We start from the raw sequence: 20,112 nt of genomic DNA on the forward strand, positions 1-20,112 counted from the left end.
GCACCATCGGAAGCATTTATGGCCCGCGGCATCAACAAAGTCATCCTCGTCGGCAACCTCGGCAACGATCCCGACACCAAGTACACCCAGGCCGGCATGGCGATCACCCGCGTGAGCCTGGCCACGACCAGCATGCGCAAGGACCGCGAAGGCAACAACCAGGAGCGCACCGAGTGGCACCGCGTGGTGTTCTTCGGAAAGCTGGGCGAAATCGCCGGTGAGTACCTGCGCAAGGGCTCGCAGGTGTACGTCGAAGGCGAGTTGCGCTACGACAAGTACACCGGCCAGGACGGCGTGGAAAAGTACAGCACCGACATCGTCGCCAACGAGATGCAGATGCTCGGCGGCCGTGGTGAAGGTGGCGGTGGCGGCGGCATGGGCGGCGATCGCCCGCAGCGCGCGCAGGCTCCGCGCCAGCAGCAGGGTGGTGGCGGTCAGGGCGGCGGTCAGGATTACGCCCCGCGTCGCCAGCAGCCGGCCCAGCAGCAGTCCGCGCCGCCGATGGACGACTTTGCGGATGACGATATTCCGTTCTAATCTCGATAGCACTTTGTGTCACCAGAATCCCGGTAAGGTCTTGCGCCTGCCGGGATTTTTGCTGTCGACGCGGGACTGTCGCGCGCGCTGGGTACATGCCCGTGGCGTGCAGCCGCGGCGGCCCAGCCAAGGCAGGCCGAACCCCAACGCCGATGCCCAACGTCTTGCCCACACCGATGTCATCAACTCGGGGCGGCAAGCGAAAGGTGCAATAATTGCCCGTCGTCTGCGTGCTTCTGGACGGCTACTCAGCCAGGGAACCCGCGTCCCCAGCCAGCGTCTCACTTCAAGCTGACCAGGTCCCCTGCATGCGCGCCTATGTCCCGCATTTCCTGTCGCTGCGTCCGCGCGCGCGACTTGCCGTTGCCATCGCCTGTTGCTGCGCCGCGCCGATCGCGTGGTCGCAGCAAGCTGCAACGCCCCTCGACACTGCCAAGACGCTCGACACGTTGACCGTCACTGCCGACGGTTCGCAGGTCGAACTGCCGCCCGACTATGCGGGCGGCCAGGTCGCCACCGGCGGCCGCGTCGGTCTGTTCGGCAACCTCGACGTAATGGACACGCCGTTCAACAGCATGAATTTTACCGCCGAGTTGATGCGCAACCAGCAGGCGCGCAGCGTGGCCGACGTGGTGCAGAACGATCCGGCGGTGCGGGTGGCGCGGGGGTTCGGCAACTTCCAGGAGTTGTACGTGGTGCGCGGCTTTCCCGTGTTCTCCGACGACATGAGCTACAACGGCCTGTACGGCCTGCTGCCGCGTCAATACGTGGCGGCCGAGTTCCTGGAGCGGGTGGAAGTGTTTCGCGGCGCCAACAGTTTCATCAACGGCGCCGCACCCGGCGGCAGCGGGATCGGCGGCGCGTTCAACCTGGTGCCCAAGCGCGCTGGCGAGAACGACGTCACCCGGCTGACGCTGGGCACCGAAACCGGCGGCCAGGTGTATGGCGCGGCGGATGCGTCCTACCGCTTCGGCCCGGACCGTGCCTGGGGGCTGCGCGCCAACTTCGCGCGCCGCGATGGCGAGAACGCCACCAATGAGGATCGCGAGCTGGGCATGGGTTCGCTGGGCGTGGATTACCGTGGCGAGCGGCTGCGCCTGTCGGCTGACATCGGCTGGCAGGACCAGCGTACCGACCGTCCGCGTCCCAGCATCACTCCGGTGGGTGGAATTCCGATCGCACCCGATGCCGATATCAACTTCGCTCAGCCTTGGACCTTCGCCCAAGAGCGCGACACCTTCGGCGTGATCCGTGCCGAATACGACCTGACCGACAGCGTCATGGCCTGGGCGGCGATCGGCATGCGCGACAGCGACGAGCACAATGTGCTGGCGAATCCAAACGCCGATGCCGCCGGCAATTTGAACACCGGCCGCTTCGACAACTACCGGGAAGACAAGGTCACCACCGGCGATGTCGGCATCCGCGCGACGTTCGACACCGGCCGCGTCGGGCATCGTTTGAGTGCCTCGGCGTCGGCCTTCAAGCTGGACTCGAAGAATGCCTTTGCATTCGGCAGCTACGGCACGGCGGTCGGTACGTTGTACGACCCGCTGGCGGTGGCACCGCTGGGTGGCCTGTTTCCCGGTGGCGTGCTGTTCGAGCCGCTGACCACCAGTAAGAACGAGACCCGCAGCGTCGCCATCGCCGACACGCTGGCCTTCGCTGACGACCGCATCCTCCTGACCCTGGGCGCACGCCACCAGAAGCTTGAGCAGTACGGCTACGACTACAACACCGGCGCGCGACTCAGCAGCTACAACGACAGTGTGGTGACCCCGGTCGGCGCGGTCGTCTTCAAGTTCGGCCGTGCGGTATCGCTGTATGCCAATTACGCCGAAGCGCTGTTGCCTGGCCAGGAAGTGCCCGCCGTGTCCGGCAGCACGCCGCTGGAAAACGCCGGCGAACTGCTGGCGCCGTTCAAGTCCAAGCAGTTCGAAGTAGGCGCCAAGTACGACGCCGGCAGCTACGGCGCAACCGCGGCGCTGTTCCGCATCAACCAGCCAAATACCATCGTCAGCAACGCACGCCTGACCACCGACGGCGAGCAGCGCAACCAGGGCCTGGAGCTGAGCTTCTACGGCCAGCCGATCGACGGCCTGCGCGCACTAGGCGGCGTCACGTTGCTGGATGCCGGCTACAACAGGACCCAGGACGGCGTGAACGAAGGCAACGACGTGCTCGGTGTGCCGGAAAAACAGGCCAATCTGGGCCTGGAATGGGATATCGCTGCGCTGCCGGGCCTGACGGTCGACGGGCGCGCGGTCTATACCGATCGTCAATACGCCGATGCGGTGAACGTGCTGGAAATTCCGTCCTGGACGCGTTTCGACCTGGGAGCGCGCTATGCGTTCCAGGCCGCCGGCAAGGCCTGGAGCGTGCGCGCGCGCGTGGACAACCTGTTCGACCGCAGCTTCTGGTCATCGGTCGGTGGCGCTTCGGGTGCGAATTATCTGGTCCTGGCCGCGCCGCGCACGTTCACCGTTTCGTTCTCGATCGACCTGTGAGCCGTGCTTGAAACCGGCCTGCGCAATGCAACGGCGCAGGCCTCTGGCATGATCCGGCGCCGCCTGAGTAGGGTGGCGCCTTGATGAAGGAGCGTGGCGTGCGTCAGTGGTTCGGTCTTGGCCTGATGGGCTGTCTGTCGATCGCCGCGGCTGTCGCGCTGGCCCACGATCCCGCCGAGCACCTGCCGCTGCCGTGGCTGGCCGATGCGGCCGGTGCAGCGGCCACGCCCAGCGTGCCGCGCCCGCAGCAGGCGCCGGGACAGACGCTGCCACTGCAGGCCACGCGCCGCATCGCCTTCGAGACCGATGAAGGCACCTGGATGGGGCTGGACGTGTCGCCGCGCGATGGCCGGCTGGTGTTCGACCTGCTCGGGGATCTGTACACGCTGGACGCCGACGGCGGCCGGGCCAAGGCGATCAGCCGCGGCCTGGGCTTCGACAGCCAGCCGACGTTTTCGCCGGACGGACACTGGATCGCCTTTGTCAGCGACCGCAGCGGTGCGGAAAACCTGTGGCGCATGCGGCCCGATGGGCGCGATGCGCAGCAGCTCACTTTCGGCGACGACGATACCGTGTTGGTGTCGCCGGCCTGGGCGCCCGACGGCAGCGCCCTGTACGCCAGCCGCTTCCGCTGGTCGGTCAACGATTACGAGCTGTGGCGCTACGGACTGGATGGCAGCGAACGCCTGGTCGCACCGGTCCGCGCGGAGGGCGCCGGCAGCAAGCAGAGCACGCTGGGCGCGGTGGTGTCGCCGGATGGCAGGCAGCTTTACGCTGCGCGCCGCAGCGGCGACAAGGACAGCGCCGAGCTGGATCTGTGGTCGATCGTGCGACGCGACCTGGCGACCGGCAAGGAAGAGACGATCTTGCCGGTGCCCGGCGTCCCGGGGCGCCGGCCGTTTCCCGGTACCTATTTCAGCCCGCGGCTCTCGCCGGACGGCAAGCAGCTGGCCTACGCCACCCGCCAGCAGGGCCAGACCGGTCTGCGCCTGCGCACGCTCGCCACCGGCGAGGACCGCTGGATTGCCTTCCCGATCGCGCACGACCAGAGCCAGGCGCAAAGCTGGCAGGATCTGGTGCCGCGCTATGCCTTCACGCGCGACGGGCGTGCGCTGCTGCTGAGCCGCAACGGCCGCTTCGAGCGCATCGCGCTGGATCGTGAGGCCCCCCGCGCGATTCCGTTTATCGCGTCGGTCGACCTGGAGCTGGGGCCACTGACCGGCGCCGACATCCGTCAGGAAACAGGCCCGGTCCAGGCGCGGCTGATCCAGGATCCTGCAGTGTCGCCGGACGGCACGCGGGTGGCGTTCTCCGCGTTGGGCGCGCTCTATCTGATGGACATGGAAGATGGCGCGCTGCCGAAGCGGCTGCCCACCGGCGATGTGCCGGCCTTCCATCCCAGCTGGGCGCCGGATGGTAAAGCGGTGACGTACGTCACCTGGGAAGGCGGCGAGGGTGGTCAGGTCTGGTCCTTGGCGCCCGGTGCCGCCGCGCCGCGCCAGCTCAGCCACGGGCCCGGCGCGTATTACACCCATCCGTTGTTCACCCGTGATGGTCACGACGTGCTGGTGGTGGCCTCCGACAACGTGGCACGCATGCAGGCCTCAATGGTGTTTGGCAGCGTGCGTGAGGCGCAGCTGCAACAGTTGTCGGCGCAGGGCGGCCAGGCCAGGGTCCTCTATCGCGGGACGTTGGGCGGCACGCTGCACTTCGGTGCGGATGCTGACCGCGTCTACGCGATGGGCAGCGGCGGCCTGCTCGGCATTGATCTGCGCAGCGGCCTTGCCGATGCACCCATCGTGGTGAAGGGGCCGGGTTGGTACTTCCAGGACGGCAGCGTCCCGGTGGACGACCTGCGGATCAGTCCCGACGGCCAGTGGCTGCTGGCCCAGGTCGCCCAGCAGTTGCACCTGCTGCCGGTGCCGGCGAAGGGAACAACGGTCGATCTGCTGGCGCCGGGCATGCGCCATCGGCGCATCACCGATGTCGGCGCCGATTATTTCGGGTGGAGTGCGGACGGCCGCACGATGACCTGGTCGATCGGTTCGAGCGTCTACCGCCGTGCACGCGCCGACATCGCCCTGCATGCTGCCGATGCGCCGGGCTGGGATGCAGACGTGCCAACGCCAGGGCGCAACACGCAAATGGTGCAAGCCAGGGTGGAAGTGCCGCGCGATGTGGCCCACGGCACGCTGCTGCTGCGTGGCGCCACTGCGCTCACGCAGCGTGGCGATGAGGTCATTGCCGATGCCGACCTGCTGGTGCGCGATGGACGCATTGCCGCGATCGGTCGGCGCGGCAGCGTGGAAGTGCCGGCCGGCGCGCAACTGCGCGATGTCAGCGGGCGCTTCATCATTCCGGGTCTGATCGATGTGCATGACCACGTCGCCGATTTTCGCCGCGACCTGCTCGACATGCGGCCTTGGGGCCTGCGCGCGCGACTGGCCTACGGGATCACCACCGCCTTCGATCCGTCGTCGCTGAGCATCGACATGCTGGCCTACCAGGATCTGGTCGATGCCGGGAGGGTAGTGGGCGCACGCGCGCCGACCACCGGCATGGCGATGTTCTCGTTCAACCGCATCGCCTCACTGGATGAGGCGCGCGCCTTGCTTCGTCGTTATCGCGACCACTACCGCACACGCACCGTCAAACAGTATCTGGTCGGTAATCGCCGCCAGCGCCAGTGGCTGGTGCAGGCCGCGCACGAGCTGGGCATGCGCCCCACCAGCGAGGGCTCGCTGGCGCTGAAACTCGACCTCAATCAGGTCATGGACGGCTATGCCGGGCACGAACACGCACTGCCAACACCGCTGTACCGCGACGTGATCGAGCTGATGGCACGCAGTGGCACAAGTTATGACGCAACGCTGATGATCGCCAACGGTGGCCCTGCGGCGCAGAACAACTACGTCATCCGCGATCGGCCGCTGGGCGATGCCACGTTCCGCGCTACGCGGCCGTACGAGGTGGCCATGCAGCAGGTGCAGTCGCAGCGCTGGATCGATCCATCGCTGATGCTTTATCCGCGCATTGCTGGCGATGTGGCGCGTATCCAGCGTGCGGGCGGGCTGGTGGCGATGGGCTCGCATGGCGAGATCGCCGGGCCCGGGCTGCACTGGGAAATGCAGGCGCATGTGGAGGGTGGCATGACCCCGGTCGAGGTATTGCAGGCCGCCACGCTAGGTGGTGCGCGCAGCATCGGCCGCGTTGCGGAACTGGGCAGCCTGGAGGCGGGCAAGCTGGCCGATCTGGTGATCCTGCAGGCCGACCCGCGCCTGGATATCCGCAACGCGCAAAAGATCGACGCAGTGATGCTGGGCGGCCGTTTGCGCGAGGTGCCGACACTGGATGAACTCTGGCCTCGAGAAAATAGAATTCCCGCGCTCTGGCATCACGGCGACGCATTGCACTAGGTTTAGCTTGGCAGGCCAACTATTTCTGGCCGGGACGAATCCCACGATGGCGTTGCCAATCTCTGCGGTGAGAGTCGGCCGGACGCTGCTTTAGACGTGGCCTTGTTGGTGCCTGCTTCGCGGATCACCGCGTCGAAAAGGGATGAAAAAACTGTGCACCAATTGCCGCACCTGTTGGCATCTGACACGTGCGATTGCTCGCTCATGCCGACGTCCGATCCCGCCCGTTCTGTTTGGCGCGATACAGTGCCGAATCGGCGTCGTGCACGAACGCGTCGGGTGTCAGTGGCGCTTCGCCCGGTTCGAACGTCGCCGCGCCCACGCTCACGGTGACGTGCGCGCTGGTGGGGCTGGACAGGTGCATCAGGCCGAGCCCGGCGACCGCGCTGCGCACGGCATCGGCCAAGCGCAGCGCGCCAGCAGCGTCGGTATGCGGCAGGATCATGCCGAACTCTTCGCCGCCATAGCGCGCGGCAATGTCGTCGCTGCGCCGCGAACACTCGGCGATCGCACGCGCGATCAAACGCAGGCAGGCATCGCCGTTCACATGACCATAGGTGTCGTTGTAGAGCTTGAAATGGTCCACATCGATCATCAGCACCGACAACGGTGCCTGCAGACGCACCGCGTCCTGCAGCGCGCGCGACAGCCGGTAGTCGAATGCGCGCCGGTTTGCGATGCCGGTCAGCGCGTCCACCCAGGCTTCGGAGCTGAGTTTGGCTTCGTTGCGATGCATGCGGCGCAATTGCAGATCCAGCCAGAGGCCGACCGCCAGCAACAGTGCAAACCCCAGCGTGGCGATCACGATCCGCTGGCGTGCGGATTGCCGCCAGGTTGCCAATGCATCGTCCACCGACACACCGGTCAGCACGGTCAACGGATACGGGCGTGCGGGAGCGAAGCTGGAAATGCGCTTCACACCGTCGATCGGTGAGCGATAGGTCGCAGTGCCATGTTTGTGCGCGCGGATGTTGACGTAGATCGCGGTGCCGGCGATCGATGTGCCGATCACGCCCTGTTTGTCGGGGCGGCGTACCAGCACGATGCCATCGTCGTTGATAATGCCGATCGTGCCATTGGGGCCCACTTCGAAAGTGCTGTAGTAGTTCTGGAAATACTTCAGTTGCAGTGTGACCAATACCACCCCTGCAAACTCGCCACCGGGCGTGTTGAGTCGCCGGCTCAGGGTAAGCACCCAGCTGCCATCGGAACGGCTTTGCACGGGCGGGCCGACCAGCGACAAGGCATCGCGATGATCGCGGTGATATTTGAAGTAGGCGCGGTCGGCATTGTTCTGCTTTCTAGGTGCGCTGTTCAACGACGAACTCACCCAACTGCCGTCTGCGGCGTAGATGAAAATGCCATGCAGCCGATCCGAGCGGCGTGCCTCGCGCACCAGAAATCCATGCATCGCTGATCGCGCGGCTGCCGAGGCCTGATCGTGTTCTACCCGCGCAACCAGACCCGACAACACCGCATCGGCGATCGCCATGGTGTCGCCGGCATGCTGCGCAAGCGAGTTGGCCAGATTCAAGGACTGCGCTTCGGCGGTGCGCAACGCGGTGGCGCGTTCCTCGTGGATCGACCAGTACTCCGAACCCAGCAGTAGCAGCCACGAGGCGATCAGCACGAAGTGCAGCGCAATGCGCTGTGCACGTTGTCGCCGTTGCTTGCTGACTGATGTCACGGTGGCTACCTGTCTGGACACCAAGACCCTGCAATGGGTGTGCCAGCGTACGCGTTGCCCTGGACCGCAGCTGTACGGCATTCAAGAGCACTGCACCAATCTGTGATTGTCTCCGCATGTGCTCGGCAGCCGTCATTTGATTGCCGACGGTTGCATTGTCCGGCTTGCTTGCGAGCGACCATGCGTGTGGCTGGATGACGAGAAACACGCCTCGCGCGCGTATGCGAACACGTCGTGAAATCCCTGGCCGCAATGATGAGCGGGGTTCATAGGTGCATGCACCCCATGCCGCCAATGCGCGCATAGACCGGCACTAAACTCGGTCCATCCCTGTGTTTCACCTCCGTGTTCCAGTCCGCGCCGATGGCACTTACTCACGCGCTTGTGACCGGCCACGCTTCACATTATTTAAGAACTGAATAAGCCAGCATTGTTGGAGATGCCAGCCATGAGAGACATCAAGATGACCCGTCGCGAGGTACTGATCGCTGGCACGGCGTCGGCAGCCAGCGTTGCCGCAACCCAGTCGATGGCGGCGACTGCCGCCACTGCGATGTCGCAGCGTCAAGCGGTCGAACCGGCCAATGCGTCGAGCCAGGTTGCATTCGAGGTCAACGGCAAGCCGGTGACATTGACGTTGGATAATCGCACCACGTTGCTGGACGCCTTGCGCGAGCACTTGCACCTGACCGGCACCAAGAAGGGCTGCGATCACGGCCAATGCGGTGCGTGTACGGTCATCGTCGATGGGCAGCGCATGAACTCCTGCTTGTCGCTGGCCGTCATGCATCAGGGCGGCAAGATCACCACCATCGAAGGACTGGGAACGCCCGACAAGCTGCATCCGATGCAGGCCGCGTTCGTCAAACACGATGGCTATCAGTGCGGCTATTGCACGCCGGGCCAGATCTGTTCGGCGGTGGCGGTGCTGGACGAAGTCAAGCGCGGCATTCCCAGCCACGTCACTGAAGATCTCACCGGCAAGACCAGGCTCACCACTCCCGAACTGCAGGAACGCATGAGCGGCAATATCTGCCGCTGTGGTGCGTATTCCAACATTGTCGACGCGATCAACGATGTCGCCGGAGACCGCGCATGAAGGCCTTTAGCTACGAGCGCGCCACTTCGCCGGCCGATGCAGCAGCCAAGGCTGCGCGTCAGCCGGGTGCCAAGTTCATCGCAGGCGGTACGAACCTGCTGGATCTGATGAAGCTGCAGATCGAAACGCCTTCGCACCTGATCGATGTCAATGGCCTGAGCCTGGACACCATCGAGGCAACGCCGGAGGGTGGCCTGCGGATCGGTGCGCTGGTGCGCAACACCGATCTGGCCGCAGATGCGCGCGTGCGCCGCGATTACGCACTGTTGTCGCGCGCATTGTTGGCAGGTGCCTCGGGGCAGTTGCGCAATCGTGCGACCACCGCCGGCAATCTGCTGCAGCGTACGCGTTGCCCCTATTTTTACGATACCAATCAGCCCTGCAACAAGCGCCTGCCTGGCAGCGGCTGCGCGGCGATCGGCGGTTTCAACCGGCAGCTTGCAGTGATCGGTGTCAGCGAAGACTGCATCGCCACCCATCCAAGCGACATGGCGATTGCGATGCGCGTGCTGGATGCGGTGGTGGAGACAGTACGCCCCGATGGGCAGACGCGTGCCGTGCCGTTGTCCGAGTTCTATCGCGCGCCTGGCAAGACACCGCATCTGGAAACCGTCCTGGAACGCGGTGAGCTGATCACTGCGGTGAGCTTGCCCAAGCCGATTGGCGGGACGCATGTCTATCGCAAGGTGCGCGACCGCGCGTCATATGCGTTTGCGTTGGTGTCGGTTGCAGCAGTCGTGCAGCGCGATGGCAGCGCACGTGTGGGTGTGGGTGGCGTTGCGCACAAACCCTGGCGCAGCGAAGCCGCCGAAGCGCAGTCGCGCCAAGGTGCGCGTGCCATCGCCTCTGTGCTGCTCGATGGCGCACAGCCGACCGAACACAATGCATTCAAGCTGCCGCTGGTGGAGCGCACCTTGACCGCGATCCTGGCCGACACGAGGGCCTGATATGAAATTCGACACTCCCGCCGGTACCAATCCCATCGATCAACTCAAGGTTGTCGGCAAGCCTGTCGATCGCATCGATGGTCCGCTCAAAACCGCCGGCCAGGCGCCGTATGCGTACGAACACCACGACCTGCCTGCTCGCGCGGCCTACGGCCATGTCATCGGTGCAGGCATCTCCAAAGGCACCATCCGCAGTATCGATCTGAGCGCTGCACGCAATGCGCCTGGCGTGCTCGGGATTGTCACTGCGCAGAACGCCGGCAAGCTGGACAAAGGCAAATACAACACGGCCAAATTGCTGGGCGGGCCCGAGATTCAGCACTATCACCAGGCCATTGCCGTGGTGGTTGCCGAGACTTTCGAACAGGCGCGTGCCGCAGGCCAGCTGATCAAGGTCGACTACGGTCGCCATGTTGGCGCCTACGATCTGGAAAAAGCACGCGATGGCGCCAAGGTCACCAAGGAAGGCGGCGCGCCGAATAGTGCAGTCGGTAACTTCGCCGGCGCCTTCGCAGCCGCACCGGTGCAGCTGGATGCCGAATACACCACGCCCGACCATTCGCACGCGATGATGGAGCCGCATGCTTCGATCGCACAGTGGGAAGGCGACAAGCTCAGCGTCTGGACCTCCAATCAGATGATCAACTGGAGCGCCGGCGATCTGGCGAAAACGCTGAATATTCCGCGCGAAAACGTCCGCCTGATGTCGCCGTATATCGGTGGTGGCTTCGGTGGAAAATTGTTCCTGCGCGCCGATGCAGTGCTGGCCTCGTTGGCTGCACGCCAGGTGGGGCGCCCGGTCAAGGTGATGTTGCCGCGGCCGCTGATCTTCAACAACACCACGCATCGCCCGGCCACCCTGCAGCACATCCGCATCGGTGCGCAGCGCGATGGCAAGATCACCGCGATTGCACATGAAAGCTGGTCCGGCGACTTGCCCGAGGGCGGCCCCGAGATCGCGGCCGCGCAGACCCAGCTGCTCTATGCCGGTGCCAATCGGTTGATCGCCACGCGTTTGGCGGTACTGGATCTGCCGGAAGGTAATGCGATGCGTGCGCCCGGCGAAGCACCGGGCTTGATGGCGCTGGAAGTGGCGATGGACGAAATGGCGGAAAAGCTTGACATGGATCCGGTCACGTTCCGCGTCGTCAACGACACCCAGGTGGATCCGGAAAATCCGCAGCGTCCGTTCTCGCAGCGGCAGTTGGTCAAGTGTCTGGAAGACGGCGCCAAGCGGTTCGAGTGGTCCAAGCGCAAGTCCAAGCCGGCCAGCACCCGTGATGGTCGCTGGTTGGTTGGCATGGGTGTGGCAGCCGCATTCCGTAATTCACCGGCGATGACCTCCGGCGCGCGCATGCGCCTGGAGCAGGGTGGGCGCGTGGTGGTGGAAACCGACATGACCGATATCGGCACCGGCTCCTACACCATCATTGCGCAGACCGCTGCGGAAATGATGGGCGTTCCGCTGGATTGGGTGGATGTGCGCCTGGGCGATTCCAGCTTCCCGGCATCGGCCGGTTCCGGCGGTCAGTGGGGCGCCAATAGCTCGACGGCCGGCGTGTATGCAGCGTCGGTGAAGCTGCGCGAAGCCGTTGCCAAGCAACTCGGTCTGGACCCGGCCAAGGCCGAATTCGCCGACGGCCATGTACGCGCAGGCGGCAAGCGCATCGCGCTGGGTGATGCGGCGGCCAACGGTGCGTTGGTGGTGGAAGACAAGATCGAGTTCGGTGATCTGTCCAAGACGCATCAGCTCTCCACGTTCGGCGCGCACTTTGTCGAAGTCGGCGTGGATATCGCCACCGCAGAGGTACGCATCCGGCGCATGCTCGCGGTGTGCGCGGCCGGACGCATCCTCAACCCCAAATCGGCGCGGAGCCAGGTGATCGGCGGCATGACCATGGGCGCAGGCGCCGCCTTGATGGAAGAGCTGGCGGTCGACAAGCGGCTGGGCTTTTTCGTCAATCACGACCTGGCCGGTTACGAAGTGCCGGTGCATGCGGACATCCCGCATCAGGAAGTGATTTTTCTCGAAGAAAGCGACCCGATGTCCTCGCCGATGAAGGCCAAGGGCGTGGGCGAGTTGGGCATTTGTGGCGTCGCTGCGGCCATCGCCAATGCGGTCTACAACGCCACTGGCGTGCGCGTGCGCGATTATCCGGTCACGCTCGACAAGCTGCTGCCGCACATGCCCGAGTTGCTGCGCGCGTGAGTGCGTTGGTGGCCCCGGTCGCGCATGCGCCGCCGGCCGAGCCGGCATGGCCGGCATGGCCGAGCTATGCGTTGCACGACGATTTGCTGCCCACGCTCACCGCCTGGCATCGGGCAGGGCAGCGGGTGGCGATCGCCACGCTGATCAATGTGCAAGGCTCGTCGCCGCGCCCATTGGGCAGCGAGATGGCGATCAGCGCAGACGGCCGGGTGGCCGGTTACGTCTCCGGCGGGTGCGTGGAAGCGGCGGTGGCGCACGAAGCCATCGCGGCACTGCGCGACGGCCAGCCGCGTTTGCTCGATTACGGCGAGGGCAGCGAGGTGCTCGACATCCAGCTCAGCTGTGGCGGACGCATCGGCGTGCTGGTCTGGCCGGTGCCGGATCTGGCCGAGCATCTGGCACGCTGGCGCAATGCGCGTCAGCATCGCCGCGCGTTCCACGTCGCGCTGGATCGAGAGTCCGGCGCAGTGCGCTACCCGGCGAATACGCAGGATGTACGCGCCAGCGAATTCCTGCGCACGCATCGGCCGCCATTGCGATTGATATTGGTCGGCGCCGATCCTGCGCTGCTGGTGCTGGTGACCCTGGCCAGCCAGATGGGCATCGAGCTGCGCGTGCTGCGACCGCATGGCCCCAGCGAACCACCGCCTGGCCTGGCCCCGGAACACTACGATCGCCGCGCGTTGAGCGAGGCGTTGCAGGACCTGGTGCTGGATGCAGACAGCGCGTTGTACAGCCTGGCCCACGACAGCGATATCGATCTGCAGGTCGCGCATCGTGGGCTCGCATCCAACGTCGCCTGTATCGGCATTCTGGGTAACCGGCACAAACGCGAAGCGCGTCTGCAGGCACTGCGTGCGCTCGGCCACGAGGATGCAGCGTTGGCCCGGTTACGACTGCCCGCTGGTTGGCGCATGGGGCGCTCGTCGCCGCACACTATCGCGCTCGGCATCGTCGCCGAGGCCACGCAGGCGGTCGCCGATCTGCAAGCTGCTGCGGTGGGAAGTGGTGGGTTGGCTAGTGGTATTGCAGCGCGAAGCGCATAAGGCGATAGGCCGCTGCGCTAGTTCAATGCACGGATGCTCAACATTGACGGTTGCTTGAAAAAAGCAGAAACACCGAGTTTCTGCTGGGCAAGGCTGCTTTAATTTTAATTATTTCTAATATGCATTATTGAGTATGCATTGGTTGGCGGCGTAGCTGCGGACGTGCGTATTCCTCGCGAACAAGTTTCGCTGACACGCAACACGTAGTCACCCCGCACGCACAGTCGGATCTCTACGCTGAGCGGATCTCCACTATGCGCGACGTCGCCATGACCGTATTTTCTGATCACTATGACGACGCATCTCGCGACGCTGACCAAGGTCCGTCGCTTGCAAGCACAGTTCCCGCCTGCACTGTGCAGGTCAGCAGTCCACAGCGCGAGTCACAGCCGACACCGCGAAATTCGTCGCCACGCCACACGGCATCGAGCGCATGAGCAGCGATCATGCTGCACTGATACTCGCCGCAGGCGCCGGCCGTCGTCTGGGCCGGGCAAAACAATTGCTGATGCGCGATGGCGAGCCGCTGTTGCGTCGCTTCGCGCGTCTCGCGCTGCAGACCTCGCCGCGCCGCTGCGTGGTGGTGCTGGGCGCAGAGGCCGATGCACTGACCGATGTCCTGCAAGGTCTGGAGGTGGAAGTGCTGCGGCACGGCGACTGGTCTGCAGGCATGGGCTCCAGCCTGGCCGCGCTACGGCACTACGTGCAGGACGACACAACGCTGCGGCGCAGTCTGATCCTGGGCTGCGACCAACCCGCGCTGGACGCACCGCATCTGCGTGCGCTACTCGAAGAGGCCGGTCATGCAGCCTCGGGGTGCGCCACCAGCGGCTACGCCGGGGTACGCGGCATCCCCGCAGTAGTGACGCATGCCGCGTGGGCAGATGTGCCGTTGCAGGCCGATAGCGGCCTGCGCGGCCTGTTCGCCAGCCTGGACGTGCAGACGCTGGGCTGCGTGAGCGCACCGGCACTCGCCCTGGACGTGGACACGCCCGCCGACCTGGCAGCCGCACAACAGCGTGGCTGGGTGGACGCGGACTGAGACGCCATGACGGGTCTTGGTCCGCGCGATGCGGCAGCCTGAGCGTCAGAGGCCTGACGTACTCACGACCACAAGACGATCGCTTCCCGGATCACCAGGACATAACCCACCACCATCGCGGACTTGACCGGAAACTGGAACTTCCTGAGCAGATGCATGCAACTCCTCCCCCGAGGCACTTCCCAAGCGCGATTGACCTCCCCGCTGCCACCGTCCGCGCTACCTGACGGCCGCTCGCGACGTCTGTTCGCCGCTCGGGATCGACTGTAGCGCTGCGCCTGACCGGTGTCATGTAAGAATTTTCCTACCGCACTGCCAGTGTCCACCCGACGGTATTCCCATAATCGAAAGAACATTCTGGCTATGCCGGACGCGGGGCCCTTGGCCACTCTCCCGCGGCCCCTTGAGTAAGGGCACGTCGGCATGCTGGAGGGAACGCGTCCCCACGCGCAGTGCGCTGCGATAGCCCGCACGCATCACGCACCATCGTTCGATCGCTGCACGCACTGGCCGGAGGCCTGATGGACGAGTCCCGCTACGTTGTACGCATCCATCCCGAACAGGGCGGCTGGTGGGTCACCCGGCCGCAGTGGTCGCCGCTGCGTTATCTGCGCGAGCAGGGCGCGTTGGAAAACGCCGAAGTGATGGCCAGGCTGCATTGCCTGACCACTGGCCAGCCCAGCGGCGTGGTGTTGAAGACCGCCGAGGGCGAACGCGTAGTGCGGCGTTACGGCTGAGAGCGTCTGACAAACATCTAGAACTACCTCTGTTCGCTTTATATCTGCGACATCGGCGATTGGCTTTCCCGCACAGCCCACGAATCATCTCGGCGGCAAGCTCGTAGTGACGATGCTGATGTCAACATCGATACCAGGGTGTGCGTAGAGGCTCGGGTCGGCTAGATTCATGCCATCGGCCGCTGTTGGTCGATCCGCGCATTGGCGGCCACTTTCTGGATGTCCGCCCGTAGTGAATGTCGCCGGTTCTGCGCTGATCCAAAACGATATCGTCGTCTTCGGCTTGATCGCCGCCACCTTGGGGGCGGTGTTCTGGACCTCCTCGCGCGAGCGCGGCCCGTGGCGGAGTTTCTATGCCGTGGTGCCGGCCTTGTTGCTGTGCTACCTGCTGCCGGGCATCTACAACACCGTCGGCCTGATCGACGGTGCCAACACCCGTCTGTACAACCCGATCGCCCGCGACGTGCTGCTGCCGGCGGCGCTGATCTTACTGACGCTGAGTATCGACCTGCGCGCGATCCTGGGGCTGGGGCCCAAGTTGGTCGCCATGTACCTGGGCGCTTCGCTGAGCATCATGCTGGGTGCGGTTGTCGCGTTCTGGGTGATGCGCTGGCTGCATCCGGCCACCGTGGCGGGCGATACCTGGGCCGGCATGGCGGCGCTGGCCGGCAGCTGGATCGGTGGCGGCGCCAACATGCTGGCAATGCGCGAAGTCTTCGATGTGGATGCCACCACCTTCGGCCAGTTTGCGGTGGTCGATGTCGGTGTCGGGTATGTGTGGATGGCGGTGCTGATCTTCCTGGCCGGGCGGGCGCGCAACATCGATGCACGTAGCGGCGCCGATACCCGGGCGCTGGATGCCTTGCAGGAGCGCATGGCGCGCTTCCAGGCCGAACACGCGCGCATTCCCACGTTGGCCGATTTGATGGTGATCGTGGCGGTGGCGTTCGGTGGCGTCGGCCTGGCGCATGCGCTGGCCAATCCGCTCGCGGCATGGTGCAAGGCCAACCTGAGCTGGGCCAGCCAGTTCAGTCTGGACACCCCGTTCGTCTGGGTGGTGGTGCTGGCGACCAGTCTGGGCTTGCTGCTGAGCTTCACCCGCGCCCGTACGCTGGAAGGGGCTGGCGCCTCCAAAATCGGCACGCTGCTGCTGTACTTTCTGATCGCCTGCATCGGCATGCAGATGGATCTGCTGGCGCTGCTGGACCGGCCATGGCTGTTCCTGCTCGGGCTGATCTGGATCGCCGTGCACATCGCGCTGCTGTGGGGTCTGGGCCGTCTTTTGCGGGTGCCGTTCTTCTATTTCGCGATCGGCTCGCAATCCAACATCGGCGGCCCGGCCTCGGCGCCGGTGGTCGCTGCGGCCTTCCATCCGGCACTGGCGCCGGTCGGTGTGCTGCTCGGCACGATGGGCTATGCCACCGGCACCTATCTGGCCTATCTGGTCGGCATCACCTTGCGCGCGATGGCGGGCGCGGGCTGAGCCGGGCACTGGCGCGCGCCAGTGCCCGGAGACGGGCAACGACGACTACTGGATCAGGCGGCGATGCTCTTCCTGCTGCTGGGAAGCCGGCTGCGATTGAAATTGCGCCTGCTGCTGGTTGTGTTGCTGCAGCTGGCCGACATTGCCTTGCGCCGGTTCGTTGGCCGCCGCCGCGGTCTGCACCTGACTGCGCAGATGGGTCGGGTCGTCCATGCGGCCTTGCACCGCGAACAGGCTGTCGCCCTCACGGCTGGGGACCAAGTGATCGATCCGCTGCAGGCCATCGCTGCTTGCGCGCGCGGCCACGCTGGCGGCCGTGTTGAGAAACGCGGTGTCGTCGCGCAGCCCCAGTCGCTCGCGCTGGCTGTCCAGCTGCACCACTGCATCGTTGAACAGCTGGCTACCCGTGTGCAGGGTCGTGCCCTGCGCCTGCCTCGGCGACTGCATGTCCTGCGCCTTGATCACCGAGTCCATGCCGTGCAGGTCCATGCGGTGCATCAACATCATGCCCGGCACCAGGCGTCGCCCGAACGACAACGGGTCCGGCTCCGGCAGCTCGATCTGATGACCGGCCGCATTGGGCATCGCCCACTTCAGCGGGATGCTGTCTTCCTGCAGATGGGTGAGAATCTCGTTCTTGACGTGATAGCCGCGGATCAATTCGCTGCTGGCGTACTCCTTGGCCGCCGATGCATCCAGACCTTGCCGCTCCAGCGTGCGGTCGTTGACGCCTGCGGCGTTGTAGGTCACGGCTGGAATGTCGTTGACCATCGCCGATGCCGCCGCCAGACCGCCGCCGAGCGAGTGCCCGGTGATCACTACCTGGTCGCCGAAGGCCTGCCGGGCCTGGCTGCCGAGTTGAATTGCGGAGGCGTACTGCGCATCGTCGAAGCCCAGGCCCTGGCCGATGTTGTGCTTCCAGTCCTTGCCTTCGTCGGTGCCGCAAAAGCCAAGCACCACGTTGCCTTGATCGTTGCGGTAGAACGCGGCATCGAAACCGCTTTTAGCATCGTGCAGCAAGCTGGGGTCGATACCTGCCCGTTGCAGCGTGCTGTCGTCCATGCGCGTCCAGCCATTGGGCAGGGGCGTAAAAGTTTCAGCGCTGCCTTCGCGTCGCTGCGAGGCAGTCGCGTAGAGGTCTTGCAGCACTGCCGGAAACTGTTGGTCTTCCGGGCGTGGCTGTTGTCCGCGGATCGACTCTGCGAACGGAGTGGAGGAATCAGTGGGATTTGACGGGCTCATGCGCGGCTCCTTGCGTTCGTCGTGCGAAAAGCCCGCTTAGCGGCTGCTTTCCACGGGAATGTTGTGCGCGCTCAACCATGCGCGTACGTCCGACCTGACCTGCTGGCCGGCGGCATTGAGCAAGCGATCCGGGGTGGTGAAGAAATACGCCTGGAAGGTTTTCTGCTGCGCGTTGCGCAGCGTGGGGTCCACACCGGCCTTGAGCAATTGCAGCACTGCAGGACTTGCCGCGCCGCTCTGTGCGGCCAGATGTAGCACGCTGTTGCCGGTGTGGTCGACACGCTGCACATCGGCGCCCGCCTCGATCAACAGGCCGATCTGCGCATCGCGCTTGCTCTGCACGGCGCGGAACAACGGCGTCCAGCCGGCACGCGCGCTGACTACATCGATCGGCGCCTTGTGCTGCAGCAGCACCTTCAGATACTCCGGGTCCTGCGCCATCGCGGCCATATGCACAACGGTTTCCTGGTCCATGCCCGGCAATGAGGGATCTGCGCCGGCGTCGAGCAATGCGGCCAGTGCGCGTGGTTGTTCGTTCCAGATCGCCCACTCCAGCAAGGTGACGTTCTGATCGCCGTGTGCGGCGAGATCGACAGTGGGGGCGAGTGCACTAATTCGGGCGACGTCACCATGCGCAATGGCCTTGGCGATATCGGTCAGACTGGGGTCGCGGAACGCGACGGTGTGATCCTGCAGCGTAGCTGACATGGTGGTTTGCTCCTTGGCACCGGGCGAGGCGGTGCATGAGACCGCGAGAAACGAGGTCGCAAGAACGAGCAGGGCAGGGAATCGCGGTTGCATCGAAATCTCCTTCTCCTGATCGCATTCCTGATGGCGCTGCGTGAAGTCCTTCTGCAGCGGGGCCGATCCTACCAGCTGCCCGAACGACGCGCGGTAAGATTGTGTGACATGCGCCGGCGCTGCGGATTTCACTTGTTCAGCCCGCTTGCCGCTGCTCGTTGGTCTGTGCATCACGACGGGCATATCGCACGCGTGCAACCGGCCACAGCCAACGGTCACAAGCCGGCCGGCATAATGGTGCTTTGCGAGCAGATAGGTGCAATGGTCTACGACTTACTGATCAGCGATTGCGATGGCGTGCTTGTCGACAGCGAGATACTGGCCGACCGGGTGATGCGTGAGGCACTGGCAGCATTCGTGCCGGCCGAGGCGTTGGAGCATTTGTTGGGGACCACGTTCGGGCAGACCACGCGTGAGGTGTTGCTGCGGGTGCAGGAGCATTTCTCGGTGCAGTTGCCAGAGACGTTGCTGGCACAAATTCAGGCGCGCAGCGAAGCCTTGATCAAGGCGCAAGTGCAGCCGATTCCCGGCGCGCGTGCCGCGCTGGAACAGATCTCATTGCCGCTGGCAGTGGCCTCCAACAGCCGCCGGCACAATGTGATTTCGTCGGTCGAACGTGTCGGGCTCACCGCACGCGCGGCGGGCAATATCTTCAGTGCCGATATGGTGGAGCGGCCCAAGCCCGCGCCGGATGTCTATCTACTGGCTGCACGCACACTGGGCGTGGCGCCGCAGCGCTGTCTGGTGATCGAAGACAGCCCCACCGGTGCGACGGCTGCACTGGCGGCCGGAATGCAGGTACTGGGCTTTACCGGCGCCAGCCATATTCCGCAAGGGCACGGCGACACCCTGCGACGGATCGGCGTGCTGGAGGTGTTCGACGATATGCGCGATTTACCCGCGTTGTTCGAGCGGCTCGCGCAAAAGCGCGCTGGCTGAGGAGGTCGAGTCGTCGCTTGGTTTAGCTGCAGTCAAATGCGTTAGATCAAGAGCCTGGTTAGTCGAGCGCGCGGTGCCCTCACCGCTTGCGGGACACGCCGTGAATCCGTCCCTGGAGGCTCAGTGGCGGCATCCATGCCGCCACATGGTCCCGCAAGCGGTGAGGGCACCGCACCAGAACGTTCGTAGGTCGTTCGTTGAAAGCCTGCCTGTTATTCGTTCGCGTTGCGACGCTGATCAGGAGCGCCATCATTCGCGCCGTCATCCAAAAAACGCGCGTATTGCACTGCTTGCAACCATGCACACCGATCATCCTGACCGGCCCTTGCCCGCCCACCGTCGCGGGACCTTACGCGGCATGGATGCCGCGTAAGAGCCTACATGGACGTACTTGCGGCGTGTCCCGCGATGGTGGGCGGG

14 protein-coding genes are annotated in these 20,112 nt (G+C 64.9%); 11 read left to right on the forward strand and 3 right to left on the reverse strand.

Annotated elements, in window-relative coordinates:
* Window positions 1-18: 18 nt before the first annotated feature.
* From ssb to ABS769_RS12570, 3 genes are all read left to right on the forward strand, one after another.
* Window positions 19-537 carry a single-stranded DNA-binding protein gene (gene ssb, locus ABS769_RS12560; RefSeq protein ID WP_317061935.1) on the forward strand — a complete coding sequence of 173 codons (519 nt, stop codon included), beginning with the start codon at window positions 19-21 and terminating at the stop codon, window positions 535-537.
* A gap of 308 nt (window positions 538-845) precedes the next feature.
* Window positions 846-3,044, forward strand: a complete 2,199-nt coding sequence (locus ABS769_RS12565; protein WP_317061936.1) for a TonB-dependent receptor — start codon at window positions 846-848, stop codon at window positions 3,042-3,044.
* 98 nt (window positions 3,045-3,142) lie between these two features.
* The gene (locus ABS769_RS12570) at window positions 3,143-6,460 is read left to right on the forward strand and encodes an amidohydrolase family protein (RefSeq protein ID WP_317061937.1); all 3,318 of its coding nucleotides are present in this window, start codon (window positions 3,143-3,145) and stop codon (window positions 6,458-6,460) included.
* A gap of 202 nt (window positions 6,461-6,662) precedes the next feature.
* Here the strand turns inward: ABS769_RS12570 and ABS769_RS12575 are convergent, their stop codons facing one another.
* Window positions 6,663-8,228: a sensor domain-containing diguanylate cyclase gene (locus ABS769_RS12575; protein WP_374728737.1), complete on the reverse strand. Its 1,566-nt coding sequence runs from the start codon at window positions 8,226-8,228 to the stop codon at window positions 6,663-6,665.
* Window positions 8,229-8,586: 358 nt separating this feature from the next.
* On the opposite strand from ABS769_RS12575, the gene paoA reads away from it, so the two are divergent.
* The 7 genes from paoA to ABS769_RS12610 all read left to right on the forward strand — a co-directional run bounded on the left by paoA (window position 8,587) and on the right by ABS769_RS12610 (window position 16,710).
* Window positions 8,587-9,246 carry an aldehyde dehydrogenase iron-sulfur subunit PaoA gene (gene paoA, locus ABS769_RS12580; RefSeq protein ID WP_258077682.1) on the forward strand — a complete coding sequence of 220 codons (660 nt, stop codon included), beginning with the start codon at window positions 8,587-8,589 and terminating at the stop codon, window positions 9,244-9,246.
* On the forward strand, window positions 9,243-10,193 hold the full coding sequence (locus ABS769_RS12585; RefSeq protein ID WP_176341473.1) for an FAD binding domain-containing protein: 951 nt from the start codon (window positions 9,243-9,245) through the stop codon (window positions 10,191-10,193). Before paoA ends, ABS769_RS12585 begins: the two co-directional genes overlap by 4 nt.
* A 1-nt stretch (window position 10,194) precedes the next feature.
* Window positions 10,195-12,402, forward strand: coding sequence for an aldehyde oxidoreductase molybdenum-binding subunit PaoC (gene paoC / locus ABS769_RS12590; protein WP_317061938.1), 2,208 nt, complete (start codon window positions 10,195-10,197; stop codon window positions 12,400-12,402).
* Window positions 12,399-13,448 carry an XdhC family protein gene (locus ABS769_RS12595; RefSeq protein ID WP_317061939.1) on the forward strand — a complete coding sequence of 350 codons (1,050 nt, stop codon included), beginning with the start codon at window positions 12,399-12,401 and terminating at the stop codon, window positions 13,446-13,448. The genes paoC and ABS769_RS12595 overlap by 4 nt, the downstream gene beginning before the upstream one ends.
* Before the next feature lie 433 nt (window positions 13,449-13,881).
* Window positions 13,882-14,490 carry a nucleotidyltransferase family protein gene (locus ABS769_RS12600; protein WP_043889325.1) on the forward strand — a complete coding sequence of 203 codons (609 nt, stop codon included), beginning with the start codon at window positions 13,882-13,884 and terminating at the stop codon, window positions 14,488-14,490.
* A 521-nt stretch (window positions 14,491-15,011) separates the two neighbouring features.
* Window positions 15,012-15,227, forward strand: coding sequence for a hypothetical protein (locus ABS769_RS12605; protein ID WP_006448858.1), 216 nt, complete (start codon window positions 15,012-15,014; stop codon window positions 15,225-15,227).
* 232 nt (window positions 15,228-15,459) lie between these two features.
* On the forward strand, window positions 15,460-16,710 hold the full coding sequence (locus ABS769_RS12610; RefSeq protein ID WP_268214565.1) for a DUF819 domain-containing protein: 1,251 nt from the start codon (window positions 15,460-15,462) through the stop codon (window positions 16,708-16,710).
* A 45-nt stretch (window positions 16,711-16,755) separates the two neighbouring features.
* Here ABS769_RS12610 and ABS769_RS12615 read toward each other — a convergent pair whose 3' ends face one another.
* Both ABS769_RS12615 and ABS769_RS12620 read right to left on the reverse strand, forming a co-directional pair.
* Complete coding sequence (locus ABS769_RS12615) at window positions 16,756-17,952, reverse strand: XVIPCD domain-containing protein (RefSeq protein ID WP_317061940.1); 1,197 nt, start codon at window positions 17,950-17,952, stop codon at window positions 16,756-16,758.
* Window positions 17,953-17,988: 36 nt separating this feature from the next.
* Window positions 17,989-18,753 (reverse strand): ankyrin repeat domain-containing protein, encoded by a 765-nt coding sequence (locus ABS769_RS12620; protein ID WP_317061941.1) that lies wholly within the window; start codon window positions 18,751-18,753, stop codon window positions 17,989-17,991.
* Between the two features lie 234 nt (window positions 18,754-18,987).
* On the opposite strand from ABS769_RS12620, the gene ABS769_RS12625 reads away from it, so the two are divergent.
* On the forward strand, window positions 18,988-19,692 hold the full coding sequence (locus ABS769_RS12625) for an HAD family hydrolase (RefSeq protein WP_317061943.1): 705 nt from the start codon (window positions 18,988-18,990) through the stop codon (window positions 19,690-19,692).
* The last annotated feature ends 420 nt before the right edge of the window (window positions 19,693-20,112 follow it).

The organism is Xanthomonas hortorum, assembly GCF_040279205.1.
Taxonomy (GTDB): domain Bacteria; phylum Pseudomonadota; class Gammaproteobacteria; order Xanthomonadales; family Xanthomonadaceae; genus Xanthomonas; species Xanthomonas hortorum_F.